Genomic DNA, 24,540 nt, shown 5'->3' with positions numbered 1-24,540 from the left:
GGGTGGTTCTCAGCGTGGGGTGAAGGTGCCGGTCACCGTCTGCGGCCCGGGCAGGACCTGCTCGCGGTAGATGCCCAGCGCGCGCAGCACGGGGGCGTCGGTGAGCTGGAAGAGCACGCTCTCCTCGCCGGCGGCGTGCTCGACGGCCGACCAGGACGGCGCGACGAACATGTCGCCGGGACCCCAGTCGAAGCGCTGTCCGTCGATGACCGTCGAACCCGAGCCCTGGAACGCCACGAAGACGGCGTTGCCGCTGCGGCGCACCGGGGCGCTGTGCCCACCGGCGCGCACGCGCAGCACCGAGCAGCCCAGGGTCGGCAGCACGCTGGCACCGGTGGTCGGGTTGACGTACTCCAGCGCCAGCACCGGCTCGTCGGACTCCGCGGCCAGCCGGTCGAGCTCGGCGGCGGTGTCGGCCCAGCGGTAGATCAGCAGGGGCGACGGCGCGGGGGTCAGCGGCCCGTCGACCGCGCCCTGCACGTACCGGGTACCCGGCGGGTGCGCCCGCTCGGAGAGGTTGTGCTCGGCCGGCTGGGGCTGGCTCTCCCCCGGGCCCGGGTACGGCTCGAAGAAGACGGCGTCGAGCGCCTCGACCATCGGCAGGTCGAGCCCGTCGAACCAGAACATCTCCGAGTCGCCACCGTTGACGTGGTCGTGCCAGTTCCAGGACGGCGTGAGCACCAGGTCACCGGGGTGCATGTCGCACGCGTCGCCGTCGACCGTCGTCCAGACGCCCTCGCCCTCGAGTACCCAGCGCACCGCGCCCGGCGTGTGCCGGTGCGCCGGCGCGGTCTCCCGCGGGCCGAGGCACTGGATGGCGCCCCAGAGGGTGCCGGCGGCGTACGGCCGGCCGCCCAGGCCGGGGTTCTGGAGGCTGAGCACCCGCCGCTCCCCGCCGCGCTCGACCGGGACCAGCTGGATGGCCCGGCGGGCCAGGGGCTTCATCGTCGCCGCCGACCACAGCCACGGGACGGCCCGGGGCCGGGGCGTCGGGGTGAGCAGCTGCTCGGTGATGGTCCACAGCGGGCGGAGGTCGACCGCGGCGAGGTCGCGGTACAGCGCCTCCAGCTCGAGGTCGGTACGCGTGTCGGGGGTGGCAGTCATCGACGGACCTCCTCGGTCATGCGGGTCAGGCTAGACAGCAGTTCCACACTCCACCTAGGAAGCGCTCTACAGTTCCGGCATGTCGAATTCCGAGTCGGTCCCGGAGGGCCCGACCACCACGTCGGTCGACAACGCCCTCGTGCTGCTGCAGCTCGTGGGCGAGAGCCAGGCCCTGCGGGTGGCCGAGGCGGCCGACCTGCTCGGCGTCGCCCGGTCGACGGCCCACCGGCTGCTGACCGCCCTGCGCCGGCGCGGGTTCGTCACCCAGGACCGGCCCAACGGCGCCTACCGACCCGGCCCCGCGCTCTACGAGATCGGCCTGGCCGCGGTCAACCGCATCGACATCCGGCGGGTGGCCCGCCCGGTGCTCGAGCAGCTGCGCGAGGAGACCCAGGAGACGGTCAGCCTCGCCCTGCTCGAGGGGACGACGGTGCGCTTCCTCGACTGCGCCGAGAGCCCGCGGTCGGTGCGCGTCGGCAACCGCACCGGCGTCGTCCGGCCGGCGCACGCCTCGGCGGTGGGCAAGGCGGTCCTCGCCGGTCTGTCCGACGCCGAGCTGGACCGCCGCTACCCCGGCGGCACCCTCCCGGGCGGCACGACGACCGCCGCGCTCACCGACCTCGGGCAGCTGCGCGCGGAGCTCGCCACCATCCGGGCGCAGGGGTACGCCCTCAACTGGGAGGAGAGCGCCGACGGGGTGTGCGCGGTCGCCGTGGCGCTCCGGGACACCGTGGGCCAGCCGCTGGCCGGGCTCGGGGTGGCGGCGCCGAGCAGCCGCATGCGGGACGTCGAGGCCATCCGCGCGCTGGCCCCGGCCGTCGTCCGCGGTGCCGAGCTGGTGCAGGAACGGCTGCGCACGCCGTCCTGACCCGAGTGGACGCCGGGCGCCCGGGTAGCGAGGCGCCATGGCAGAGCAGAAGGGGCCCGGGGGTTTCGCCGAGCGGCTCGGGGCGGAGGTGACCACCGCCGACGACGGCAGCGCCCGCATCGGTTTCCAGGCGCGCGACGAGCACCTCAACCCGGCCGGCACCCTCCACGGCGGCGTGCTGGCCACGCTGGTCGACACGGCGATGGGCCAGGCGGTGCGCACCACCACCGGCGAGGGCGAGGTGCCGGCGACCAGCCAGCTGACCGTGACCTACCTGCGGCCGGGGCGGCCGGGGCCCCTGACCGTCACCGCGCGGGTGCGCACCCGCGGGGAGCACCTGACCGTCTGCGAGGCCGACGTCGAGCAGGAGGGCCGGGCCCTGGCCCACGCGGTCGCGACCTTCGCGCTGCTGCAGCGCTGACTGCACCCCGCGGTGCGTGGACACCGCCGGGAGGGGCCGGGACACTGCGGCCTCCGACCATGTCCGTGGGAGGTCGCGGTGAGCCACCCCTTCGACACCAGCGGCATCGAGACCGGTCCCGACGGGGTCCGTCGCTACACGGACCTGCCGCCCGACGTCCCGAGCCTGCTCCGCCGCGCGGCCGAGCGCCGCCCCGACACGGTCGCGGTGGGCGAGCTCGGCTGCGACCGGCTCACCCACCGGCAACTGTGGGACGCGGCCTGCCGCGTGGCCGGCGGGTTGCGGGCCGCGGGGGTCGCGCCCGGCGACCGGGTGGCCAACCGGCTGCCCAACGGGCTGGACTGGGTGCTGGCGTTCTGGGGGACGCTTCTGGCCGGCGCCGTCGCCGTACCGGTGAACACGCGGTTCGCCGAGTCCGAGGTGCGCTACGTCGTCGAGGACTCCGGCGCGGCGTACGTGGTCGAGCCGGGCACCCCGCTGCCGGACGGCGACCCGCTCGCGGTGCCCGCCGCCGACCACGACACCCTCGCCGCGATCTTCTACACGAGCGGGACGACGGGCTTCCCCAAGGGCGCGATGACCACCCACGGAAACTTCCTGTCCAACGTGGAGACCGTGCTGCGGTGCATGGGGATCGACCGCGACGAGCCGTCGACGACGCTGGTCTCGGTGCCGCTGTTCCACGTCACCGGCTGCAACTCCCAGCTGCTGGTGTCCGCAGCGGTCGCCGGCACCACGGTGGTCATGCCCGCGTTCGAGGTGACCGCGTTCCTCCGGGCCATCGAGGAGGAGCGGGTCACGCACCTGGTCGCCGTGCCGGCGATCTACTGGCTGGCACTGCAGCAGCCCGGCTTCGCCGACGTCGACACCTCGGCGGTCCGCGCGGTCACCTACGGCGGTGCGCCCATCGCGCCGGACCTCGTGCACCGCATCCAGCGGGCCTTTCCCACCGCGCGCGTGGGGAACGGCTTCGGGCTCACGGAGACCTCCTCGGTGACGACGTTCCTCCCGCACGAGTACGCCGCCGAGCACGCCGACTCGGTCGGGTTCCCCGCACCGGTGGTGGAGCTCGACCTGGCCGACGTCGACCCGCGCACCGGCGTCGGCGAGCTGCTCGTCCGCGGCCCCAACGTGGTCCGCGGCTACTGGGGCAAGCCAGAGCAGACCGCCGAGACCTTCGTGGGTGGCTGGCTGCACACCGGCGACCTCGCGCGCATCGACGAGCGCGGCCTCACCTACGTCGTCGACCGCAAGAAGGACGTGATCAACCGCGGCGGGGAGAACGTGTACTCCGTCGAGGTGGAGAACGCCCTGGCCGCGCACCCCGCCGTGGGCGAGGTGGCGGTGGTCGGCGTGCCCGACCCGATGATGGGCGAGAAGGTCGGTGCGGTCGTCGTCCCCCGGCCGGGCGCGGAGCTGTCAGCCGCGGACCTCCTCGGATTCGCGCGGACGCGGCTCGCCGACTTCAAGATCCCGCAGTTCCTGTGCGTCCGGGCCGACCCCCTCCCCCGCAACCCCGGGGGCAAGGTGCTCAAGCCACCACTGCGCCAGGAGTCCGAGTGGCAGCCCGTGTGACGTCCGGGCCTGTTCCGCGCCCGGACCCGGCGGTACGGTCGGTGCGGTCGCCCAACCCGCTCCGGTGAGGACCCGCGATGCCCGTGTTCATGATCGAGCGCCGGTACGCCGACGTCCTCGAGCTCACCGCCGACATGGCCGAAGGGGTCAACCGGATCAACGCCGACGAGGGCGTGCGCTGGCTGTACTCCTTCCTCTCGGTGGACAAGCGCAAGACCTACTGCCTGTACGAGGCGCCGTCGGCCGACGCCATCCACCGGGCCGCCCGGCGCGCCGGCCTGCCCGCCGACGTGGTCGTCGAGGTGGGCGGCACCCTGCAGCCGGACGGGTCACTGGCGCCCGTCTGACCCCTCCAGCAGCCCGTGCGAGGCGGCGTACATCGCCGCCTGCGTGCGGTTCCCCGCGCCGGTCTTGGCCAGGATGCTCCGGACGTGGTTGGCGACGGTGTTCTCGCTGATCACCAGCCGCTCGGAGATCTCCCGGTTGAGCAGGCCCTCGCCGAGCAGCTTGAGCACCTCCGCCTCGCGCGAGGTCAGCCCGGCGGGGCGGGCCGGCCGGGACGACGCCGTCTGCGGCGTGGGGCTCGGCCCGAACGAGCGCAGCAACCGGCCCAGACCCAGGTCGCTGGCCAGCCGGTGGGCCTCGCCGAGCAGGTCGTCGGCCCGCCGTCCCGGGTGCCCGGACCGGCGCAGGTGCGTGGCCAGCGCGACCAGGCTCTGCGCCCGGTGGACCGTCGCACCCATCCGGGTGTCCATCTCCAGGGCCGACTCCAGCAGCGGCCCGGCCGAGCTGCGGCCGAGCGCGGAGTCGATCTCGCCGAGGTACCGGTCGGCGCTGCCGAACAGCGCGACGAACTGGGCGGCCCGCAGGTTCGTGCCGCCGTACTCGGCCGCCCGCGGCCGCAGCGCGCGCAGCGCCTCGGCGTCGCCCAGGTGGAGCGCGGCCTCCACGACGAAGGCGAGGACGCAGGGCCACTGCGCGTCCTCGTAGCGGTCCAGCCCGTCGTCGAGCAGGCGGTGGAGCAACCGGTGCGCCGGCCGGTCCAGGCCCAGCTCGGTGTAGAGGGCGAGCAGCCCCGGCGCCCAGTTCTCCGCCGGCGGCTCGTCGCCGGTGATCAGCGGGCGCACCGCGGCCAGGGCGCCGGTCTCCCGCCGCAGCATGAACGTCTGCACCGCGGTGGAGCCCTCGGTGTCGTCGGTGCCGAAGGACTCCCCCAGTTCCAGCAGCCGCGCGCAGGTCCGCTCCGCGCCGGCGAAGTCGCCCACGATGAACTGGCGGCCGTAGCCGATGCACCCGGCCACGTACTCGAAGTACGGCTCGCCGGTCGCCCGCACCATGCGCAGCACGTCCCGGTACGCCGCGGCCAGGCCCTCCGGGTCGCCCTGCTGGTAGGCGATGGCCGCCCGCCAGTAGGCCGCCGGGCCGAGGTGGCTCGGGTCGCCGATCCGCTGGGCGATCTCGGTGAGCTCGGTGGCGCGCGCCAGCTTGGCGGGGGCGTCGGCGGGGCGCAGCCCGTTCCAGAGACTGGCCGCCAGCGCCGCCGCGAGCAGGCCGTCGTCCCCCAGCGCGCGGGCCATCTCGACCGACCGGCGGCCGAGCTCGGCGGACGGCTCGACCGCCCCGGTGAACGCCAGGGCGCGACCCAACCCGGCCAGCCCCCGGACGTAGAGCGGGTCGGCGGGGTCGTGGGGCACCCCGCGCAGCGCGTCGGTGAGCAGCTCCACCGCCCGCTGGCCGGGCAGCCCCGGGCGCCAGGACGCCGCCTCGAAGCCGATGGCCGCCTCCAGCCGGTCGTGCGGGGCCGCCGCGCCGGCGACCTCCTCGCACCGGGCGCGGGCCCGGGCGAAGTCGCCGCCGAGCAGGTGTCCGCGCGCGGCCGCCAGCAGCAGCCGGTGGCGGTGCGCCGGCTCCTCGGAGAGCGCGGCCGCCTGCTCGAACCACCGCGCGGCGTCCTCGTGGGCCAGGCTGCGCGCGGCGGCCTCCGCGGCCTCGGTCAGGTAGCGGACCGCCCGGTCGGCGGCGCCGAGGGCCGCGCCCTGCGCGTAGTGGTGGGCCAGCCGCTGGGTGCGCCGGTCCGACGGCGTCCCGGAGGCCTCGAGGACGGCGGCGACCCGCAGGTGCTCGCGGGCCCGGCGGGTGGCCGGCATGAGGTCGAGGACCGCCTGCCGGGCGAGGCTGTGCGGGAACCGGAAGGCCGCACCGGCCGGCTCCAGCAGTCCGAACTCGACCGCGGTGTCCAGCGCGGCCAGCGTGCTGTCGGTGCTCCACGCGGCGACGGCGAGCACCGTGGCGAGGTCGGGCTCCTCCCCGACGACCGCGGCCAGCTCGAGGGTCTGCCGCTCGGGCACGGTGAGCCGCTCCAGCCGGGCCGCCAGCATGTCGCGGACCGACAGCGGCGCCGAGCCGGCCGGGTCCGGCCGCGCACCCGCGGCCGCGTCGCGCAGCAGCTCGCGGAGGAGGAAGGGGTTGCCGCCGGTGCGGTCGCGCAGTTGCGCGGCGGCGACCCGCGCCCGGTGCGCCGGCAGCTCCGCCTCGTGCGCCAGGTACTCGGCCACCTCCTCGGTGTCCAGCCCGGCGAGGTCCAGCCGGCGGACGCCGTCGAGCCGGTACAGGGCGGCGATGGTGCCGGTCAGCGCGGCGGAGCGCTCCGGGGCCGTCGTCCGGTGGGTGGCCACCACCAGCAGCGGCAGCTCCGCCGTCCGCTCCACGAGGTGGGCGAGCAGCTGCAGCCCCGCGCGCCCGGACCAGTGCACGTCCTCCAGGGCCAGGACGACCGGGCCGCTGCGGGTCACCCCGCGGACGGCGGTGACGGCGGCGTCGTAGAGCTCCCGCCGGGTGTCGGGCTCCGGGCTGTCGTCGTCCGCGGCCCGCCCCACCAGCCGGGCCAGCGCCTCCCGGGCCGGGCCGGGTTCGGTGGCGGGCAGCAGCGCCTCGATCGGTTCGACGAACGGCTGGTACGGCGGTCCGAGCTCCGCGGCACAGGTGCCCAGCAGCACCGTGGCGCCGCGGTCGTGCAGGAGCGCGGACAGCTCGGCCAGCAGGCGGGACTTCCCGGCGCCCGGCTCGCCGCCGAGGAAGACCACCTGGCGGGCGCCGCCGCAGGCCGCCGTCCAGAGGTCCTCGAGGCAGGCGAGCTCACTCCGGCGGCCGACGAACCGCGGGGCCGCGGCCCGGGTCCAGCGCGACGGGAGGGGTGGCGGCGTCCAGCCGGACACCCTCCCGGACGTTAGCCCTGCCCTCCGGGGCTGTCGATGGTCAGAACTGACCACGACGACCGGGTCGGCGATTCGCGCACATCTGGTCATGTGCCGACCCCGGTGCCCTCCCTAGCGTCGTCGGCCATCGACCGAGGCGCCGAGGAGGGGCCATGACGACACAGCTGCCCGGGACGCTCGCCGACCGCGTGCGGGGCCAGGTGATCCGTCCGGGGGACGACGACTACGAGCAGGCCCGCCGGGTCTACAACGGCATGATCGACGCCCGGCCCGACCTCGTCGTGCGCTGCGCCGGCGTCGACGACGTGGCGACGGTGGTGCGGTTCGCCGCGGAGGACGGCCGGGACCTGGCCGTGCGCGGCGGCGGGCACAGCGTGCCCGGCTTCGGCACCGGCGACGGCGTCGTCGTCGCCGACCTGTCGATGATGCAGGCGGTGGACGTCGACCCCGAGGCGCGGACGGCGGCGGCCGGCGGCGGGACGACGTGGGGCCGGTTCAACGACGCGACGGCGGCCTCGGGGCTGGCCACGACCGGCGGGATCGTCTCCACCACCGGGATCGGCGGCCTGACCCTCGGCGGCGGGATCGGCTACCTGACCCGCGGCTACGGCCTCTCGTGCGACAACCTGCTGTCGGCCGAGGTGGTCACCGCCGACGGCACGGTCATCACGGCGGACGAGGACGAGCACGCCGACCTCTTCTGGGCGCTGCGCGGCGGGGGCGGCAACTTCGGCGTCGTCACCCGGTTCACCTACCGCGTCCACCCGGTGGACACCATCCTCGGCGGCCCGATGTTCTTCGAGCTCTCCGACGCCGCGGCCGTCTTCGCGTTCTTCCGGGACTTCATCCGCGAGGCCCCGCGCGAGTTCGGCGGTTACCCGGGGTTCCACCAGGCTCCGCCGCTGCCGTTCATCCCCGAGGACCGGGTCGGGGAGTCCTTCGCCGTGGTGGTCCCGTGCTGGACCGGGTCGCCGGCCGAGGGGGAACGGGTGATCGACCGCTTCCGGCAGGTGGCGCGGCCGATGGCCGAGCTCGTCGGTCCCATGCCCTATCCCGCGATCAACAGCCTGTTCGACCCGCTGCTCCCGCCCGGGCTGCAGAACTACTGGAAGGCCGTGTTCGTCACCGAGCTCTCCGACGAGGCCATCGCCGCCCACGTCGAGTTCGGCTCGCGGGTGCCCACGGCCAGTTCGGGGATGCACCTGTACCCGATCAACGGCGCCGTCCACGACCTCGGCCACGACGCCACGGCCTTCGGTCACCGGGAGGCCACCTTCGCCGCCAACATCGCCGGGTTCTGGCCCGACCCGGCCGACAACGCGGCGAACACCCAGTGGGTGCGCGACTACTACGCCGCCGTGGCGCCGCACTCCGACGCCGGCGGGTACGTCAACTTCGCCTCGGGCGACGACGCCGGCAAGGCGCCGGAGAACTACGGCGCCAACTACGAGCGGCTGCGGGCGGTGAAGCGCACCTACGACCCCGGCAACCTGTTCCACCTCAACCAGAACATCCGGCCGTGAGGAGCGCCGTCATGCAGGCCATCGAGCGCACCGATCTGCCCGTCGCCATCGAGGGGAACGGCGTCGACTTCCGCGCCGCCCGGTTCGGGAGCATGAGCGTCGCCTGGGTCCGCCTGCCGGCCGGGACCGACCTGCGCCCCGCTCTGGCCGGCCTGCCGGACGACCTCTGCCCGTGCCCGCACTGGGGCTACCTGATCAGCGGGCGGCTGGTGATGCACGGCAAGGACGGCGACACGACCTACGACGGCGGCCAGGCGTTCTACTGGGCGGGCGGGCACGCGCCCGAGGCGCTGACCGACTGCGAGTACGTCGACTTCTCGCCGTCGGACGAGCTCGAGGCGGTGGTCCGGCACATCCAGGCCGGCTGAACGCGGCAGGTCCGTCGTCCGCCGCCACGGGTGGGGGGCTGGTCCTTGCCGGTGTGCCTCGCGGGGGGGGGGGGGGGGGGGGGGGGGGGGGCCCCCCCCCCCCCCCCCCCCCCCCCCCCCCCCCCCGAGTCCGGTCGGCACCGCGCCCGGCCCGGGAATGCGGTTGCGGAACCGGGAGTTCCCGGTCGTCATGGCCACCGCGAGCTGGAACGGGACCGTCATCGCCGAGTCCGACGACATCGTCGTCGTGGAGGGCAACGCCTACTTCCCGCGGGAGGCGGTGCGTGCCGACGTCCTCCGACCGTCGGGCACGACCACCTTCTGCCCGTGGAAGGGGACGGCGTCCTACCACTGCCTCGAGGTCGACGGGCAGGTCAACCACGACGCGGTGTGGTTCTACCCGGAGCCGAAGGCCGCCGCGCGCGAGATCGCCGGCCGGGTCGCGTTCTGGCGCGGCGTCGAGGTGCGCTGACCCGTCAGCGGCCGGGTCGCGCGCCCGCGAGCTCCCGGGCCGCGGCCGCGGCGTCCGGATCGAGCAGGCGGGCGCGCTCCTGGCGTTCGATGAGCCGGTGGTAGGTGGCCCAGGCCTCCTCCGGCGAGACGTCGACGGCGGCGGCGATCTGCTCCCAGGTGGCCCCGCCGCGCAGGGCGGCGCGGAACCCGACCAGCTGGCTGTCGCGCGCCTTGCGGGAGACGACCTCCCCCAGAGCCAGCAGCTCCAGGGACTCGGGCACGTCCAGCGACGTGGCCGCCTCCTTGAAGGAGCTCCAGTCGTCGTCGTCCACCTCGGAGACGGTGCTCGTCGTGGTCGCCCCGCTGTCCCGACGGCTCAGGAAGTCCAGGCGGGTGACCGCCGTCGTGAGGGAGAACTCCTGCTCGAGGGCGTCGGGTGTGATGCTCATGAGGCATCACATCCCCGGGCCCGTCGGCGGGTCAAACCCGCTGCGATCCTCATCACCCGGACGTGACGGTGCCCCCACCCGTCGTGGACGAGCGGAGGGCCCGCACCCGGCGCGCGGGTACGGGCCCTCCGGGCGCCGGGGCGGTCAGCTGTCGACGCCCACGGCCTCCTTGGCGAGGTCGGCCAGGCGGGTCTGGGTCGCGCTGACCACGCCGGACCGGTTCTTGTGGGTCTCCTCGTAGCGGATCACCACGTTGACGTCGTGCGCGGTCTTCAGCTGCTTGACCGCCTTCACGGCGTCCTGGGTGGACAGCGAGTCGTAGCCCTTGATGGGCAGCTCGTCGGCGCTGACGTCGCCGAGCTCCTCACGGGCCGCCTTCGCCGCGTCGGCGGTCTCCCGGTCACCCTCGCGGCGGGCGATCCGCTCGGCCCGGCGCAGTGCGGCGCTGCGGCCCACGGTGAGCGTCTCGCGCACCGCGTCGGTGAAGGAGCTGGCCTTGCCGGCGACCTGGCCGAGCTTGTCGGAGGCCTCCTGCCGGCGCTGCTGCGCGGTGTCGACGGCGTCGTTGACGACGTTGGCGGCGAAGCGCACCGGAGCGTTGGCCACGCGGACGGCGCTGCCGGCGACGCGCTGGAACGGCGTCGGCCGCAGGGCGGCGGGACCGCCGAGGGCCTCCTCGGCCAGCACGACGGTCAGCCACTCGACGGTGGCCGAGTGGGCGGTGACCAGGCGCTCGGCGAGCGCCCTGACCTTCGGCAGCTCGGCCTTCTCGGCGAGCACCTTGAGGTGCGTGGCGCGGTCGAGCAGCTGGTGCTCCAGCTGCAGGTCCTGCAGCAGCGCCTCCTCGATCGGCTCGGCCTGCTCGAAGGCGGCCTTGAGGACGGCGGCCAGCCGGCCCAGGGCGGGGGTGACGACGTCGGGCACCCCACCGAGCGCGCGCAGCTGCTCGGTGATGGCCGTCGAGCGGTCGGCGGCGTTGTCGGCGTTCTGGGTCAGCTCGCGGCGGACCGCGTCGGTACGCGCCTGGGTCACGCGGGTGCGCGCGATCTGCTCCTCGGTCTGGGTGAGCAGGAGGAGGGCGCGGAGCTGGTTGACGATCTTGGCCGTGTCGGCCTTCAGGATTGCGTCGGTCATGGGGAGACTCCAGACATCGGGGATGACCTGACGTCGGGAGGGTTGCCCCGGGCTCGCCGTCCGCTAACTCCTGCAAGCAGATTGCTAGCAGTGAGGTCGGTCACAGTCGGCTGCGCGCGGGGCCGGACGGCGTCGTCCGGCCCCGCGCGCAGCGGTCGTCAGCGGGCCGGGACGGCGGGCTTGGAGGGACGCTCCAGCCGCAGCACCGGCTGGGTCAGCTCGTCGGCCAGCGGGGACCGCGGGCGGGGAGCCTGGGTGGACGGCGCGACGGCCTTGCCGCACCCGATGCAGAACCGGCCACGCTGCTCGGCTGCCCCGCACTGTGTGCACGCCATGGGGTGCCTCCTCGATCTCGGAAGTCCGATCGACTTCGCTCGCTCGGCACCCTGCCAGGCCGGACGGACCGGTCGGCGCGTTCCGGGATGGATGGGACGACACGTCAACGGACCGTTATGAAGCCGCACCCCGGGGCAGCGCCCGGCCGGGTCCTCAGCTCCGCCCGCGGCGCGCGATCGGCTCCGGCAGGTCGGCCAGGGCCAGGGCCAGCACCAGCGCCGAGTGCCGCTGCGGGGCGTGCACGTCTCCGATGAGCTCCTCGATCCGCTGCAACCGCAGGTACAGCGTCTGCCGTCGCAGCCGCAGCGCCTCCGCCGTCCGCACCTTGGACGACGAGTGCGCCAGGTAGGTGCGCAGCGTGTGCACCAGCTCGCTGCCGGAGGCGGCGTCGTGGGCGACGAGCCGGCCGATCTCCTCGCCCACGAGCTGCTCTGCCAGCGGATCCTGGCGGACGCCGTCGAGCAGCAGACGGGTCGTCATCGCCCCGGCCGCGACCACGCGCTGGCCGGCGTCGGCGAGGTGCAGGGCGCGGCGTGCCCGGGCGAACGAGCGGTCGACGTCTTCCAGCGCGGCGACGACGGTGCCGGCGACCACCCGGGCGCCGGTCACCCCGACGGCGTCGACCGCGGAGAGCGCGGCTCGTGCGGCGGCCACCACCGCCGACGTGCGGACGACGGCCACGACGTCCGTGCCGACGTCGGCGACCAGGGCGGTGCCCGCGGTCAGCGCCGAACCCACCGCCCGCACGACGGCGTCGAGGTCGACCCGACCCAGGTCGGTCACGACCAGCGCGGCGTATCGGCCCTCCGGCGGGAACGGCAGGCCGAGGACGCGCGCCCGGGTGACCAGCTCGCCCGACGTCCGCCAGCGCCGTTCGATGAGGTCGGCGAGCAGCTGACGGCGGCGGTCGTCGAGGTCCCCGCCCACGGCCGACCGCAGCAGGGACAGCCCGAGCGCCTCCGCGCCGTACGACACCACCACGGGGAGCGCCGGGTCGTCAGGACGGCCGGGTGGCAGGACCGCCACCTGGCCCCAGTGCCGTTCCAGCAGGACGACGTCGCGACGGGCCACCGGCCGGCCGCGACTGGAGCCGGAGCGCTGCCCGGCGGCGGCCACGAGGGCGCCATCGGCCGTGGTGACGACGACCGGGGCCCCGGCGAGCTCGGACATGATCGTCGCGAGCTCCTGCGGGCCGGCCCCGTCGAGCAGCGCGTCGGTCAGCAGCTGGCGCACGTCGCGCTCGCGGCGCGCGCCGGCGGCGGCGCGCTCCATGAGCACCGTCTGGATCTGCTCGGTCATCTCCACGAAGGGCACCACCTCCCGCAGCACCACCAGCGGCAGCGCGTGCTCCCGACACGCGGCGACCAGCGCGGCCGGAGCCTCGGGGAACGTCCACCCCAGTTCGAGGGCCAGCGCCGCGGCGCCGCGCTCGGCGAGCGCGGCGACGTAGGCGGCCTCCCCCACCGCGCCGCGGCCGCCGATGCCCAGACCGGTGGTCAGTAGCAGCTCCCCGCCCTTGAGCAGGTAGGCCGCCTCGGCCAGCTCGCTGGTGTGCACCCAGCGCACCGGCCGGTCCAGGAGGTCGGTGCCGACCACGACCTCGGGCGCAGCGCGCCGGAGCGCGTCGAGCCGCAGGACCTCGCCGAGCGTCGTGACCACGCGAGCAGTGCACCAACGACCGGACAGAACGTCCAGTCCCGCCCCCACAAGTCGCCACAGGACGTCCATGGAGCGCACCCGTCCCGTCCCGCCACGATGACCACGGCGGCGCGGCCTCCCGCACCGCCGCCGAAGGGAGAAAGTGAGTCCGTGAAGCCTGCTCCGTTCGACTACCTCGCGCCGACCACGATCGAGGAGACCCTCGACGTGCTCCGCGAGCACGGCGACGACGCGAAGGTGCTGGCCGGTGGCCAGAGCCTGGTGCCGATGCTCAACTTCCGGCTCGCCCGGCCGGCGGTGCTCGTCGACGTCAACTCCGTCGCCGGGCTCGACGACGTCACGGTGGCCGGCGACGCGCTCACCCTCGGCGCCACCGTCCGGCAGCGGGCGCTCGAGACCCGGCTGCCCGACCGGCTGCCGCCCGCGTCGGCGTGGGCGCTGCTGCCCCGGGCCGTGGCCCACGTCGGGCACAAGCAGATCCGGGCGCGGGGCACGCTGGGGGGCAGCCTCGCGCACGCCGACCCCGCGGCAGAGCTGCCCGCCGCCGTCACCGCGCTGGGGGCCACCCTCTGCCTGCGCAGCGCGGAGGGCGAGCGCGAGGTGGGCCCCGACGAGTTCTTCCAGGGCTTCTTCACCACGTGCCTGGAGCCGGAGGAGCTGCTCGTGGCGATCCGCGTGCCCACCTGGCCGGCCGGCACGGGCACCTCCTTCCTCGAGGTGAGCCGCCGCCGGGGCGACTTCGCCCAGGTGGCGGTCGCCGCCGTGGTCACCGTGGACGACGGCCGGATCAGCCGGGCCGGGATCGCCCTGGCGGGCGTGGCCGGGGGCACCGTGAACGCGCGCGGGCTCGTCGAGGCACTGGTCGGCCAGGAGCCCGCGCCGGCGTTGTTCGCCGAGCTGGCCGCCGACCACGCGGCGACGCTGGACCCGCCGCCGGACGTGCACGGCCCCGCCGAGTACCGGCGGGCGCTGGCGGCCCACCTGCTGGAGCGCGCCCTGACCGAGGCGACCGCCCCGTCCACCGCCGCGGCAGCCTGACCGTGCCGCCCACCGCAGCAACCGACCCGACCAGCGCGCCGGCTCCGGCCGGCCGAGGAGGAGAGCAGACGATGCACGCCGAGGACCGCGCGACGGCGGGGACGGGCACGCCCGTCGCGGAGAGGTCGATCCGGGTCACGATCAACGGGACCGTCCACGAGCGGACCGTGTCGGTGCGGCGCTCGCTGGCCGACTTCCTGCGCGAGGACCTCGGCCTGACCGGCACGCACGTCGGGTGCGAGCACGGGGTCTGCGGCGCCTGCACCGTCCTGATGGACGGCGAACCGATCCGCGCCTGCCTGATGTTCGCCGTCCAGGCCGACGGCGCGGCGTTCACCACCGTCGAGGGCCTGGCCGAAGGCGAGGAGCTGCACCCGATCCAGCAGGCGTTCTGGGACCATCACGGCCTGCAGTGCGGCTTCTGCACCCCCGGCATCCTGCTGACCACCTACGACTTCCTGCGGGACTCGCGCGGGGTCGACGAGGCCGAGATCCGCGAGGCGCTGTCGGGCAACCTCTGCCGGTGCACCGGCTACCAGGGGATCGTCCGCTCGGTCCAGGCCGCCGACGAGACCTGGGAGCGCTGAGATGGGCGTGCAGACGATCGGCGCGAACGTCAAGCGTCTGGAGGACCCCCGGCTGCTGCGCGGCGAGGCGGCCTACGTCGACGACATCCGCGTGCCCGGGCTGCAGCACATGGCGATCCTGCGCAGCCCGCACGCCCACGCCCGGCTGCTGTCGGTGGACGTCGGCGCCGCGCGCGCCCTCCCCGGCGTCGTGGACGCGTTCTCCGCCGCCGACCTGGGACCCGAGCCCCCGGCCATCCCCGCCCTCTTCGCGCTCGAGACCTTCCACCCCGCGCCGCAGTACCCGCTGGCCACCGACACCGTCCGGTTCGTCGGCGAGCCGGTCGCCGTCGTGGTCGCCGAGAGCCGGCACGTCGCCGAGGACGCGCTCGAACTGATCGAGGTCGAGTACGAGCCGCTCGAGGCGGTCGTCGACGCCCTGGCGGCCATCTCGCCCGGCGCGCCCGTGCTGCACACCAACGCGCCGGACAACGTGGCCGCCCGCTCGGTCTACGAGTACGGCGACGTCGACGCGGCCTTCGCCGCCGCCGACCGGGTGGTCCGCGAGCGGCTGGACATGCAGCGCTACACCGGCATCCCGCTGGAGACGCGCGGCGTCGTCGCCTCACGGGACGCCGTCACCGGCGAGCTCACCGTCTGGGACTCCACCCAGTGGCCGCACACGGTGCGCACCATCCTCGCCGGGATGATGGGCGTGCCGGTTCGCGCGATCCGCGTGGTCATCCCCGACATCGGCGGCGGGTTCGGCGTCAAGGCCGACTTCAACTCCGAGGACTTCCTCGTGCCCTTCGCCGCCGCCCGCACCGGCCGGCCGGTCAAGTGGATCGAGGACCGCAACGAGCACTTCCTGTCCATCGCGCACTCCCGCGAGCAGGTGCACGAGGTCGAGATCGCGCTGCGCACCGACGGCACGATCCTCGGCCTGCGGGCCCGGCACGTCACCGACTGCGGCGCCTACCAGCGACCGCTCGGCGTCATCAACGCCTCGCTGGCCGCGACCAGCCTGGGCGGGGTCTACCGGGTGCCCGCGTACCGGGTGGAGGCGGTGTGCGCCTCCACCAACAAGGCCCCGGCCTCTCCGTACCGCGGGGCCGGTGCGCCCGAGTCGACGTTCGCGCGGGAGCGGCTGCTCGACATCGTCGCCCGCGAGCTCGGGATGGATCGCGCGGAGCTGCGCCGGAAGAACCTGCTCACCCCCGAGGAGCTGCCCTTCGACACCGGGCTGGCCTCGCTGGAGGCAGCCGTGGTCCTGGACAGCGGCGACTTCCCAGCCGGGCTGGACAAGGCCCTGGAGATGATCGACTACGCCGGGTTCGCGGCCCGCCAGCAGGCGGCGCGCGAGGAGGGCCGGCTGCTCGGCCTGGGGATCTGCGTCTACCACCAGATCACCGGCCCCGGCCCGTTCGAGGGCGGCAGCGTGCGGGTCGACCCCACCGGCGAGGTCACGATCGTCTCCGGCGCCGCCCCGATGGGTCAGGGCACCGCGACGATGCTGTCCCAGATCGCCGCCGACGAGCTGCAGGTGCCGCACGACTCCATCAAGGTCGTGTTCGGCGACACCGGCCGGCTGCCGTTCGGCATGGGGACCTACGCCAGCCGCAACGCGGTCATGGCCGGCACGGCCGTGGTGCTGGCCGCGCGCGAGGTCCGGGAGAAGGCCGGGGAGCTGGCCGCGCACCTGCTCGAGGCCGACCCGGCCGACCTGGTCCTCGAGGACGGCGCCTTCTCGGTCGCCGGCGTGCCCGCCGCGTCGGTGACCTGGGCGCAGGTGGCGGCGTCCGCCAGCCCCGGGGGCAGCCGGCCGGCGGGCATGGCCCCGGACCTGGAGTCGGTGCAGTACTTCGAGAACCTCGCCGCGCCGTACTCCTACGGCATCCACATCGCCGAGGCCGAGGTCGACCCCGCCACCGGCTACACGACCGTCCTGCGGTACGTGGTGGTCAACGACGCCGGCACGATCATCAACCCCCGCAACGCCGAGGGCCAGATCGTCGGCGGCGTGGCCCAGGGCCTGGGCGGAGCGCTGATGGAGGAACTGGTCTACGGCCCCGACGGTCAGCCCCAGTCGACGTCGTTCATGGACTACCTGCTCCCCGGGTCGCTGGACGTGCCCGACGTCGAGATCGGCCACCTGGAGTCCACGTCCCCGCTCAACCCGCTGGGCGTCAAGGGCATGGGCGAGGGCGGGGCGATCGGCGGCCACTCCGCCGTCGCCAACGCCGTGGCCGACGCCATCGAGCACCTCGGCGTCCGGGTGACCCGCACCCCGCTCAAGCCGGCGGTCGTGTGGCAGCTGCTGCGGTCGGCGGGAGCGCCGACGTGACCGAGCCGGCGTCGGTCACCGTCCTGTCGGGCGGCACCGTGGTGACGATGGACGGCGAGCGCCGCGTGCTGCACGACGGCGCGGTCGCGTTCTCCGACGAGCTCCTCGCGGTCGGTCCGTCCTCCGAGGTGCGGGCGGCCCACCCAGGGGCGGACGTGGTCGACTGCGCGGGTCGGCTGGTGCTCCCGGGCTTCGTCAACACCCACACCCACCTGTTCCAGACCCTGCTCAAGGGGCTCGGGGACGACCGGGTGCTGTCGGACTGGTTCCTGACGATGACGGGGCCGTCTGCAGTCGAGCTCACCCCGGAGGACTGCTACGCCGGCGCACTGCACGGCTGTGCCGAGGCCCTGACCACCGGCACGACCACCCTGCTCGACTTCATGTACGTGCACCCGCGCCCCGGACTCGGGGACGCGGTGGCGTCGGCGATGGAGGACATCGGCATCCGAGGCGTCATGGCCCGGGGGTACATGACCGCCGGGGCCGACGTCGGGGCCCCGGAGCCGCTGGTGCAGCCGCTGGACGACGCGCTGGCCGACGCCGAGCGGCTGATCAGCGCACGCAACCGGGCCGGGTCGCGGGTGACCGTCGGACTCGCCCCGTGCATGAGCTGGACGGTGGACGAGTCGACGCTCCGGGAGACGCGGGCACTGGCCGACGCCACCGGGGCCCTGGTGACCATGCACCTGGCCGAGTCGCCGTTCGACGTCGAGGAGTCCGTGCGCCGGTTCGGCATGCGCGATGTGCCGTTCGCCGCGCACACCGGGCTGCTGGGTCCTGACCTCCTGGCGGCGCACTGCGTCCAGGTCGACGTCCACGACCTGGACCTCCTGCAGGAGACCGGTACCAAGGTGTCGCACAACCCGTGCTCCAACCTCTACCTCGGCTCCGGCTTCGCCCCCGTGCCGGCGATGCACCGGCGCGGCATCACCGTCGGTCTGGCGTCGGACGGCCCGGCCTCGTCGTCGAACCACTCGATGCTGCAGGCCATGAAGTTCGCCGCGCTCCTGCACAAGGGGGTACACCGCAACCCCGAGGTGATGACCGCCGAGAAGGCGCTGGAGATGGCCACCATCGACGGCGCCCGCGCACTCGGGATGGCCGACTCGATCGGCTCGCTCGAGGTCGGCAAGCGGGCCGACGTCGTGGTCCTCGACCTCACCAACCTCTGTGCGACGCCGCTGCACGCAGCGGTCTCGTCCCTGGTCTACAGCCAGCGGGGCGACGAGGTCGACCGGGTCTACGTCGACGGGCGGTTGGTGGTCTCCGGCCGCGCCCTGACCACGGCGGACGAGCGCGACGTGCGCGCCGGGTCCGCGGCCGCGGCCGCCCGGCTGACCGCACGGGCAGGCACCGACCGCCTCGCCGCCCGGCCGTGGCGGTCGATGGTGGGCGCCTGACGGTCCCCCGGAGCGCCCGTGCCGGTCGCGGTGCACCCCGCTGTGACGCCGCGGCCGGCACGGACCCGGACGAACGCGCGGGCCGACCGGCGTCAGGCCCCGTACACGCGGGCCGCACCGGTCGAGGGTCGGGCCGGGTGACCGTCGAGCCACTCCCGGGTCCGCCGGCCACAGGGGCGGTGGCGCAGGACGCGCAGATCGCCCGGTCGATCGACGTCGGCGCGCACCGTGGGCGCCGGGACACCGAGCGGGTGCGCTCCCTCCGCCTGGTGGGCAGCGGCGGAGCCGGGGCCGTACCGGGGCTCGAGTCGGTGCCCCGCACGAGCGGTGAGCAGCGTGGTCCCGGCTCCCCCGGCATCGGCGAGGAAGGCGCGGGGATGGGCCGTCGCCGCCGACAGGGCGAGGTCGAGGTCGGCCGGGTCCAGCCCGGGCAGGTCGGCGGGGAGCACCGCGAGCCCGAGCCCGGCGTCCGGCCCGGCAAGCAGCTCCGCGGCCCGGCCGACCGCGAGGTTGAGGACCCCGCCGCCGAGATCCGGGAGGACGGCGGCGCCCATCCCCACCGCCTCCGCCGCGACGAGCGGGTCCGCCGTGACCACGTGCACGCCGCCGACGCCGCCGGCCCGGCCGGCCGCCTCGACCGTGTCCAGGGCGAAGGCCAGCGCCAGCGCCGACGTGTCCCGGCCGGTGGACGGCCGCAGGCGGGTCTTCGCCCGGTCCAGCGTCTTGACCGGGACGAGCACCGTCCAGCCGGGCAGGATCACCGCGGAGCGGCGGCCGCGCCTGCCGAGGGGTCCGCGCCGGTGGTCGGGCGGGCGGCGACGAGATCGAGCGCGACGTCGACGATCATGTCCTCCTGGCCGCCGACCAGCCGGCGCCGGCCCACCTCGACGAGCACGTCGCGGGTGTCCAGGCCGTACTGCGCCGCGGCCCGCTCGGCGTGACGCAGGAAGCTGGAGTACACCCCGGCGTAGCCCAGGGTCAGGGTCTCCCGGTCCACCTGCACGGGCCGGTCCTGCAGCGGCCGCACCAGGTCGTCGGCGGCGTCCTGGAGGGCGAACAGGTCGCAGCGGTGGTCCCAGCCCTGGATGGAGGCGACGGCGATCAGCGGCTCGATCGGGCAGTTCCCGGCGCCGGCGCCCATGCCGGCCAGCGAGGCGTCGACCCGGTACACCCCCTCCTCCACCGCGACCACCGAGTTGGCCACCGCCAGGGACAGGTTCTGGTGGGCGTGCACGCCGATCTGCGTGCCCTCGTCCAGGACGTCGCGGTAGGCGCGGACCCGCTCGCGCACGTCGTCCATGGTCAGCCGGCCGCCGGAGTCGGTGACATAGACGCAGTGGGCGCCGTAGGACTCCATCAACTTGGCCTGCCGGGCCAGCTCGGCCGCCCCGCTGAGGTGACTCATCATCAGGAAGCCGGAGACGTCCATGCCGAGTTCGCGCGCCTTCGCGATGTGCTGGGCGGAGACGTCGGCCTCCGTGCAGTGGGTGGCCACGCGGACCGAGGTGACGCCCAGGTCGTGGGCCCGCTCGAGGTTCTCGATGGTGCCGATGCCCGGCAGCAGCAGGGTGGTCAGCCGCGCGTTCTCCACCACCTCGGCGGCGGCGGAGATCCACTCGGCGTCGGTGTTGCTGCCCGGTCCGTAGGTGAGGCTGGCTCCGGCGAGGCCGTCGCCGTGGGCCACCTCGATGGCGTCGACGCCGGCGGCGTCCAGGGCGGCGGCGATGGCCCGGACCCGGTCGACGCCGACCCGGTGTCGGACGGCGTGCATACCGTCCCGGAGGGTGACGTCCTGGATGTAGACGGCGGTCATGAGCCGGCCTCCACGAGGTCGGGAGCGCCGGTGAGGCGCTCGGCGAGCCGCTCGGCCACGCGCACCGCGGCCGAGGTCATGATGTCCAGGTTGCCGGCGTAGGCCGGCAGGTAGTGCGCGGCGCCCTCGACCTCGAGGAACACCGACACCTGCACCCGGTCGGCCGCCGGGGCGTCCTCGCCGAGCAGCACGCGCAGCGAGTCCGCCGCCGGCAGCGGGGCGAACTGCACCGCCTGCTTGAGCCGGTAGCCGGGCACGTACTCCTGCACCCGCGCGACCATCTCCTCGACCGCCGCGGTGACGACCTCGCGGTCGCAGTCGTCGACGACGCACAACACCGTGTCGCGCATGATCACCGGCGGTTCGGCCGGGTTGAGCACGATGATCGCCTTGCCTCGGGCCGCGCCGCCGACGGCCTCGATCGCCCGTGCGGTGGTCTGGGTGAACTCGTCGATGTTGGCCCGGGTGCCCGGCCCGGCCGAGCGCGAGGAGATGGACGCGACGATCTCCGCCCAGAGCACCGGGGTCACCGAGGCGACGGCGGCGACGATCGGGATCGTGGCCTGCCCGCCACAGGTCACCATGTTGAGGTTGTCCGCGACCAGGTGCTGCTCGAGGTTGACCGGCGGGACGACGTAGGGACCGATCGCCGCCGGCGTCAGGTCGACCAGCCGCTTCCCGTACGGAGCCAGCGCCTCGGCGTTGGCCACGTGCGCCCGCGCGGACGTGGCGTCGAGGACGATCCCGATCTGGTCGAAGTCAGGCATCGCGATCAGCCCCTGCACGCCGTCGGCCGTCGTCCGGACGCCGGCGCGCCGGGCGCGGGCCAGCCCGTCGGAGGCCGGATCGATGCCGACCATCGCGGCGACCTCGAGTTGCTCGGAGAGCTGCGCCTTGATCATCAGATCGGTGCCGATGTTCCCCGAGCCGATGATGGCGACCTTCGTGGTCACAGCTCTCCCTCCTCGGTGAAGGTGACCGAGACCGGTCCCAGGCCGGTCATCTCGGCGGTGTAGACGGCCCCGGGGCGCACCGGCACCATCGGCCCGAGCGCCCCGGAGAGCACGACGTCGCCGGCGCGCAGCGGCGCCCCCAGGTCGCGTGCGGCGGTGGCCAGCCAGGTCAGCGCGGCCAGCGGATCGCCCAGGCAGTCGGTCCCGGTGCCGGTGGAGACCTCGCGGCCGTCCTCGACCATCGTCATCCGGACATCCCGCAGGTCCAGGTCGCCCAGCGGCACTTCACCGCGGCCCAGCACGAACAGGCCGCTGGAGGCGTTGTCGGCCACGGTGTCCACCAGGCTGATGTCCCAGTCGGCGACCCGGCTGTCCACGATCTCCAGCGCGGCCACCACGCGTTCCACCGCCGCGCGCACCCGCTCCGGGCCGAGGTCCGCACCGTCCAGGTCGGCGCCCAGCACCATCGCCACCTCCGCCTCGATCCGCGGTTGCAGCAGCCGGCCAACCCCGACGGTCCCGCCGTCGGCGACGGCCATGTCGTCGAAGAGCACGCCGATGTCCGGGGTGTCGACGCCGAGCTGCGCCTGCACCTTGGGGTTCGTCAACCCGATCTTGCGGCCGACGATCGCGCGGCCGGCCGCGACCGCCCGGGCGGTCAGCACCTGCTGCACCGCGTACCCGGCGGGGAGGCTCATCGGCAGCAGGTCACGGACCGGGGCGCACGGGGTGCCGGTCTCGGCGGCCCGCTGCAGGCGGGCGGCGGCGGCGTCGATCGCGGCGCGGGCGGGGAGGCCGGCCGGAGCCGGCGGGACGGTCGTCACGGGGCGCTCTCCACGGGGACGAGGGGCAGCGCACGGCGGCGCCGCTGGTGGCTGGACAGTCGTTCGGCCGGCACGGAGCCGTACGTGGTGGTGCGCTGCCGGATCGGGCGGCCGATCCCCGCGGCGATGGCCTCCAGCTCCGGGACGGTCCGCTCGGAGCCGTACGCCGAGCCCGCCATCCGGCTGATGGTCTCCTCCATCAGCGTGCCGCCGAGGTCGTTCGCGCCCCCGGTGAGCAGGCGCTGCACCCCGCCGTCGCCGAGCTTCACCCAGGAGCACTGGATGTTGTCGATCCGGCCGTGCAGCAGCAGCCGGGCGACGGCGTGCACCGCCCGGTTCTGCGCCTCGGTCGGGCCGGGACGGGCGACGCCGGCGAGGTACAGCGGGGCGTTGCCGTGCACGAACGGCAGGGGCACGAACTCGGTGAAGCCCCCGGTGTCGTCCTGCAGCGCGGCGAGCGTGCGCAGGTGCGCGACCCAGTGGGCGGGGGTGTCGACGTGGCCGTACATCATCGTGGCCGAGGAACGGATGCCGAGGCGGTGGGCCGTGCCGACCACGGCCAGCCAGGTGGCGGCCGAGAGCTTGCCCTTGGTGAGCACCCAGCGGACGTCGTCGTCGAGGATCTCCGCCGCGGTGCCCGGGATGCTGTCGAGCCCGGCCTCCTTCGCGGCGATGAGGAACTCCTCGAACGACAGCCCGGTGCGCGCGGCGCCGTTGACGATCTCCATCGGGGAGAAGGCGTGCAGGTGGATGCCGGGCTGCCGGCGCTTCACCTCGCGGGCCAGGTCCAGGTAGGCGCTGCCGGGCAGGTCGGGGTGGATGCCGCCCTGCATGCAGATCTCGGTCGCCCCGGCGGCCCACGCCTCGTCCACCCGGTCGCCGACCTGGGCCATCGACAGGGTGTAGGCGTCGGCGTCGGTGCGCCGCTGGGCGAACGCGCAGAAGCGGCAGCCGGTGTAGCAGACGTTGGTGAAGTTGATGTTCCGGTTCACCACGTAGGTGACGTCGTCACCGTTGACGTCCCGGCGCACGGAGTCCGCCAGCCGGCACAGCGCCTCCAGCGCGGCCCCGTCGGCGGTGAGCAGGGCCAGGTACTCGGCGTCGGTCAGCCCGGCCGGGTCCCGCTCGGCGTGCCGCAGCGCGGCCCGGACGTCGGCCGGCAGCGGCGCCGCGGCCGCCCCGGTGCGGGCCGCGTGGCCCCGGACGGTGTCCCAGTCGCCGTAGACGGTGTCGAAGTCGCCGCGCCGGTCGTCGCTGCGACCGGAGCTGTCGACCTCGGCGTGCAGGTCGACCCGGCCGGTGCCCGTGGCGCCGAACTCGGGCTCCTGCCACGGCCGCCCGACCGGGGTGCGGCCCTCGACCGCGAGCCCGTCCGGCCCGGCGAGCGCGGCGACGTGCGCGGCCACCCGCGGGTCCAGCCAGGGCTCGCGCTGATAGGGCGGGTACACCGTGAGCCGCTCCCGCAGGGTGAACCCCGCCTCGGCGGTCCGCGCGGCCAACTCCTCCAGGTGGGGCCACGGGCGTTCGGGGTTCACGTGGTCCGGGGTCAGCGGCGACACCCCACCCCAGTCGTCGATCCCCGCGTCGAGCACCGTCCGGTACTCCTCGCCGATCAGGTTGGGCGGGGCCTGGATGCGCACGTCGGGCCCCAGCAGCAACCGGGCGACGGCGATGGTGGCGGCCAGGTCCTCGAGGTCGGCGTCGGGGTGCGCGCGCATCGCGGTGTCCGGCTTGGCCCGGAAGTTCTGGACGATCACCTCCTGGACCCCGCGGTAGGTGCGGGCGATCTCGCGCAGCGTGAACAGTGCGTCGACCCGCTCGGCCAGGGTCTCCCCGATCCCGATGAGGATGCCGGTCGTGAACGGGACGGCGGTACGACCGGCGTCGTGCAGCACCTTCGTGCGCACGAGCGGGTTCTTGTCCGGCGAGCCGAAGTGCGGACCGCCCGGCTCGGACCACAGCCGCTCGGCGGTCGTCTCCAGCATCATCCCCATCGAGGGCGCCACGGGCTTGAGCCGGGACAGTTCCTCCCAGGAGAGGACGCCGGGGTTGAGGTGCGGCAACAGGCCGGTCTCCTCCAGCACCGCGATGGCGCAGGCCCGGAGGTACTCCAGGGTGCTGGCGTACCCCCGCTCCTCCAGCCACGTCCGCGCGACGTCCCACCGCTCCTCGGGCCGGTCCCCGAGGGTGAACAGCGCCTCCTTGCAGCCGGCCGCCGACCCCGCGCGGGCGATCTCCAGCACCTCGTCGCGTTCGAGGAACGGTGCCGGCACCCGGTGCGGGACGGTGGCGAAGGTGCAGTAGTGGCAGCGGTCCCGGCACAGCCGGGTCAGCGGGACGAACACCTTCCGGGAGTAGGTGATGACACCCGGCCGGCCCGCGGCGAGCAGTCCGGCGTCGCGCACCCGGGAGGGGGGGGGGGGGGGGCCGCCGGGGGGGCCCCCCCCCCCCCGCCGCGCCCCCCCCGCGCCCCCCGCGCGCCGCCGCCGCCCCC

22 protein-coding genes are annotated in these 24,540 nt (G+C 74.9%); 11 read left to right on the top strand and 11 right to left on the bottom strand.

The annotated features are described in order from the left end of the window. Positions 1–9: 9 nt before the first annotated feature. Complete coding sequence (locus ACI784_RS19965; RefSeq protein WP_457014629.1) at positions 10–1,104, bottom strand: cupin domain-containing protein; 1,095 nt, start codon at positions 1,102–1,104, stop codon at positions 10–12. Between the two features lie 79 nt (positions 1,105–1,183). Between ACI784_RS19965 and ACI784_RS19960 the strand changes: the two genes are divergently transcribed. The 4 genes from ACI784_RS19960 (at position 1,184) to ACI784_RS19945 (ending at position 4,315) form a co-directional block, all read left to right on the top strand. Next, positions 1,184–1,972: an IclR family transcriptional regulator gene (locus ACI784_RS19960; protein ID WP_456924479.1), complete on the top strand. Its 789-nt coding sequence runs from the start codon at positions 1,184–1,186 to the stop codon at positions 1,970–1,972. A gap of 37 nt (positions 1,973–2,009) precedes the next feature. Next, the gene (locus tag ACI784_RS19955) at positions 2,010–2,393 is read left to right on the top strand and encodes a PaaI family thioesterase (protein ID WP_456924480.1); all 384 of its coding nucleotides are present in this window, start codon (positions 2,010–2,012) and stop codon (positions 2,391–2,393) included. Positions 2,394–2,471: 78 nt separating this feature from the next. Further along, a complete protein-coding gene (locus ACI784_RS19950; protein ID WP_456924481.1) occupies positions 2,472–3,968 on the top strand; it encodes a class I adenylate-forming enzyme family protein in 1,497 nt (498 codons plus the stop codon). Positions 3,969–4,045: 77 nt separating this feature from the next. Continuing rightward, the gene (locus ACI784_RS19945) at positions 4,046–4,315 is read left to right on the top strand and encodes a DUF4242 domain-containing protein (RefSeq protein WP_456924482.1); all 270 of its coding nucleotides are present in this window, start codon (positions 4,046–4,048) and stop codon (positions 4,313–4,315) included. On the opposite strand, the gene ACI784_RS19940 is transcribed toward ACI784_RS19945, so the two are convergent. Further along, positions 4,298–7,183, bottom strand: a complete 2,886-nt coding sequence (locus ACI784_RS19940) for an ATP-binding protein (RefSeq protein ID WP_457014628.1) — start codon at positions 7,181–7,183, stop codon at positions 4,298–4,300. The two genes, ACI784_RS19945 and ACI784_RS19940, sit on opposite strands and share 18 nt — an antisense overlap. A 152-nt stretch (positions 7,184–7,335) precedes the next feature. On the opposite strand from ACI784_RS19940, the gene ACI784_RS19935 reads away from it, so the two are divergent. The 3 genes from ACI784_RS19935 to ACI784_RS19925 all read left to right on the top strand — a co-directional run bounded on the left by ACI784_RS19935 (position 7,336) and on the right by ACI784_RS19925 (position 9,546). After that, positions 7,336–8,706, top strand: a complete 1,371-nt coding sequence (locus tag ACI784_RS19935) for an FAD-binding oxidoreductase (RefSeq protein WP_457014627.1) — start codon at positions 7,336–7,338, stop codon at positions 8,704–8,706. Next, complete coding sequence (locus tag ACI784_RS19930) at positions 8,703–9,074, top strand: hypothetical protein (protein ID WP_456924485.1); 372 nt, start codon at positions 8,703–8,705, stop codon at positions 9,072–9,074. The genes ACI784_RS19935 and ACI784_RS19930 overlap by 4 nt, the downstream gene beginning before the upstream one ends. 190 nt (positions 9,075–9,264) lie before the next feature. Then, on the top strand, positions 9,265–9,546 hold the full coding sequence (locus tag ACI784_RS19925) for a DUF427 domain-containing protein (protein WP_457014626.1): 282 nt from the start codon (positions 9,265–9,267) through the stop codon (positions 9,544–9,546). A gap of 4 nt (positions 9,547–9,550) precedes the next feature. Here the strand turns inward: ACI784_RS19925 and ACI784_RS19920 are convergent, their stop codons facing one another. The 4 genes from ACI784_RS19920 to ACI784_RS19905 all read right to left on the bottom strand — a co-directional run bounded on the left by ACI784_RS19920 (position 9,551) and on the right by ACI784_RS19905 (position 13,105). Beyond that, entirely contained in the window at positions 9,551–9,976 is a 426-nt protein-coding gene (locus ACI784_RS19920; protein ID WP_457014625.1) for a hypothetical protein, read from the bottom strand. Between the two features lie 144 nt (positions 9,977–10,120). Beyond that, positions 10,121–11,110 (bottom strand): ferritin-like domain-containing protein, encoded by a 990-nt coding sequence (locus ACI784_RS19915; RefSeq protein ID WP_456925841.1) that lies wholly within the window; start codon positions 11,108–11,110, stop codon positions 10,121–10,123. A gap of 158 nt (positions 11,111–11,268) precedes the next feature. Next, positions 11,269–11,445, bottom strand: coding sequence for a hypothetical protein (locus ACI784_RS19910; RefSeq protein WP_456925842.1), 177 nt, complete (start codon positions 11,443–11,445; stop codon positions 11,269–11,271). A gap of 154 nt (positions 11,446–11,599) precedes the next feature. After that, positions 11,600–13,105, bottom strand: a complete 1,506-nt coding sequence (locus tag ACI784_RS19905; RefSeq protein ID WP_457014624.1) for a PucR family transcriptional regulator — start codon at positions 13,103–13,105, stop codon at positions 11,600–11,602. Between the two features lie 150 nt (positions 13,106–13,255). Between ACI784_RS19905 and ACI784_RS19900 the strand changes: the two genes are divergently transcribed. From ACI784_RS19900 to ACI784_RS19885, 4 genes are all read left to right on the top strand, one after another. Next, a complete protein-coding gene (locus ACI784_RS19900; RefSeq protein ID WP_456925844.1) occupies positions 13,256–14,143 on the top strand; it encodes an FAD binding domain-containing protein in 888 nt (295 codons plus the stop codon). A gap of 71 nt (positions 14,144–14,214) precedes the next feature. Beyond that, entirely contained in the window at positions 14,215–14,730 is a 516-nt protein-coding gene (locus ACI784_RS19895) for a (2Fe-2S)-binding protein (RefSeq protein ID WP_457014623.1), read from the top strand. A gap of 1 nt (position 14,731) precedes the next feature. Then, positions 14,732–17,053, top strand: coding sequence for a xanthine dehydrogenase family protein molybdopterin-binding subunit (locus tag ACI784_RS19890; RefSeq protein WP_457014622.1), 2,322 nt, complete (start codon positions 14,732–14,734; stop codon positions 17,051–17,053). Then, positions 17,050–18,456, top strand: coding sequence for an amidohydrolase family protein (locus ACI784_RS19885; protein WP_457014621.1), 1,407 nt, complete (start codon positions 17,050–17,052; stop codon positions 18,454–18,456). The genes ACI784_RS19890 and ACI784_RS19885 overlap by 4 nt, the downstream gene beginning before the upstream one ends. Positions 18,457–18,548: 92 nt before the next feature. Here the strand turns inward: ACI784_RS19885 and cofC are convergent, their stop codons facing one another. From cofC to ACI784_RS19860, 5 genes are read right to left on the bottom strand one after another with little or no spacing between them, the layout of a single operon-like run. Continuing rightward, a complete protein-coding gene (gene cofC / locus ACI784_RS19880; protein ID WP_457014620.1) occupies positions 18,549–19,217 on the bottom strand; it encodes a 2-phospho-L-lactate guanylyltransferase in 669 nt (222 codons plus the stop codon). Beyond that, positions 19,214–20,269, bottom strand: coding sequence for a 4-hydroxy-2-oxovalerate aldolase (gene dmpG, locus ACI784_RS19875; protein ID WP_457014619.1), 1,056 nt, complete (start codon positions 20,267–20,269; stop codon positions 19,214–19,216). The genes cofC and dmpG overlap by 4 nt, the downstream gene beginning before the upstream one ends. After that, positions 20,266–21,222, bottom strand: a complete 957-nt coding sequence (locus ACI784_RS19870) for an acetaldehyde dehydrogenase (acetylating) (RefSeq protein WP_457014618.1) — start codon at positions 21,220–21,222, stop codon at positions 20,266–20,268. The genes dmpG and ACI784_RS19870 overlap by 4 nt, the downstream gene beginning before the upstream one ends. Then, the gene (locus ACI784_RS19865) at positions 21,219–22,046 is read right to left on the bottom strand and encodes a 2-keto-4-pentenoate hydratase (protein ID WP_457014617.1); all 828 of its coding nucleotides are present in this window, start codon (positions 22,044–22,046) and stop codon (positions 21,219–21,221) included. The genes ACI784_RS19870 and ACI784_RS19865 overlap by 4 nt, the downstream gene beginning before the upstream one ends. Next, positions 22,043–24,451, bottom strand: a complete 2,409-nt coding sequence (locus ACI784_RS19860; protein ID WP_457014616.1) for a bifunctional FO biosynthesis protein CofGH — start codon at positions 24,449–24,451, stop codon at positions 22,043–22,045. The genes ACI784_RS19865 and ACI784_RS19860 overlap by 4 nt, the downstream gene beginning before the upstream one ends. Positions 24,452–24,540 lie beyond the last annotated feature (89 nt).

It is taken from the genome of Geodermatophilus sp. SYSU D01186, from assembly GCF_054050215.1.
Note: the sequence above shows the minus strand (reverse complement) of the source record. Positions and strands in the feature narration are given on the sequence as shown.

Excerpts from the sequence above, each read along its gene's own strand:
- ACI784_RS19955 (WP_456924480.1), top strand. The coding sequence starts at position 2,010 with ATGGCAGAGCAGAAGGGGCCCGGGGGTTTCGCCGAGCGGCTCGGGGCG.
- ACI784_RS19910 (WP_456925842.1), bottom strand. The coding sequence starts at position 11,445 with ATGGCGTGCACACAGTGCGGGGCAGCCGAGCAGCGTGGCCGGTTCTGC.
- dmpG (WP_457014619.1), bottom strand. The coding sequence starts at position 20,269 with ATGACCGCCGTCTACATCCAGGACGTCACCCTCCGGGACGGTATGCAC.
- ACI784_RS19925 (WP_457014626.1), top strand. The coding sequence starts at position 9,265 with ATGGCCACCGCGAGCTGGAACGGGACCGTCATCGCCGAGTCCGACGAC.
- ACI784_RS19965 (WP_457014629.1), bottom strand. The coding sequence starts at position 1,104 with ATGACTGCCACCCCCGACACGCGTACCGACCTCGAGCTGGAGGCGCTG.
- ACI784_RS19945 (WP_456924482.1), top strand. The coding sequence starts at position 4,046 with ATGCCCGTGTTCATGATCGAGCGCCGGTACGCCGACGTCCTCGAGCTC.
- ACI784_RS19960 (WP_456924479.1), top strand. The coding sequence starts at position 1,184 with ATGTCGAATTCCGAGTCGGTCCCGGAGGGCCCGACCACCACGTCGGTC.
- ACI784_RS19890 (WP_457014622.1), top strand. The coding sequence starts at position 14,732 with ATGGGCGTGCAGACGATCGGCGCGAACGTCAAGCGTCTGGAGGACCCC.
- ACI784_RS19935 (WP_457014627.1), top strand. The coding sequence starts at position 7,336 with ATGACGACACAGCTGCCCGGGACGCTCGCCGACCGCGTGCGGGGCCAG.
- ACI784_RS19915 (WP_456925841.1), bottom strand. The coding sequence starts at position 11,110 with ATGACCGACGCAATCCTGAAGGCCGACACGGCCAAGATCGTCAACCAG.
- ACI784_RS19920 (WP_457014625.1), bottom strand. The coding sequence starts at position 9,976 with ATGAGCATCACACCCGACGCCCTCGAGCAGGAGTTCTCCCTCACGACG.
- ACI784_RS19895 (WP_457014623.1), top strand. The coding sequence starts at position 14,215 with ATGCACGCCGAGGACCGCGCGACGGCGGGGACGGGCACGCCCGTCGCG.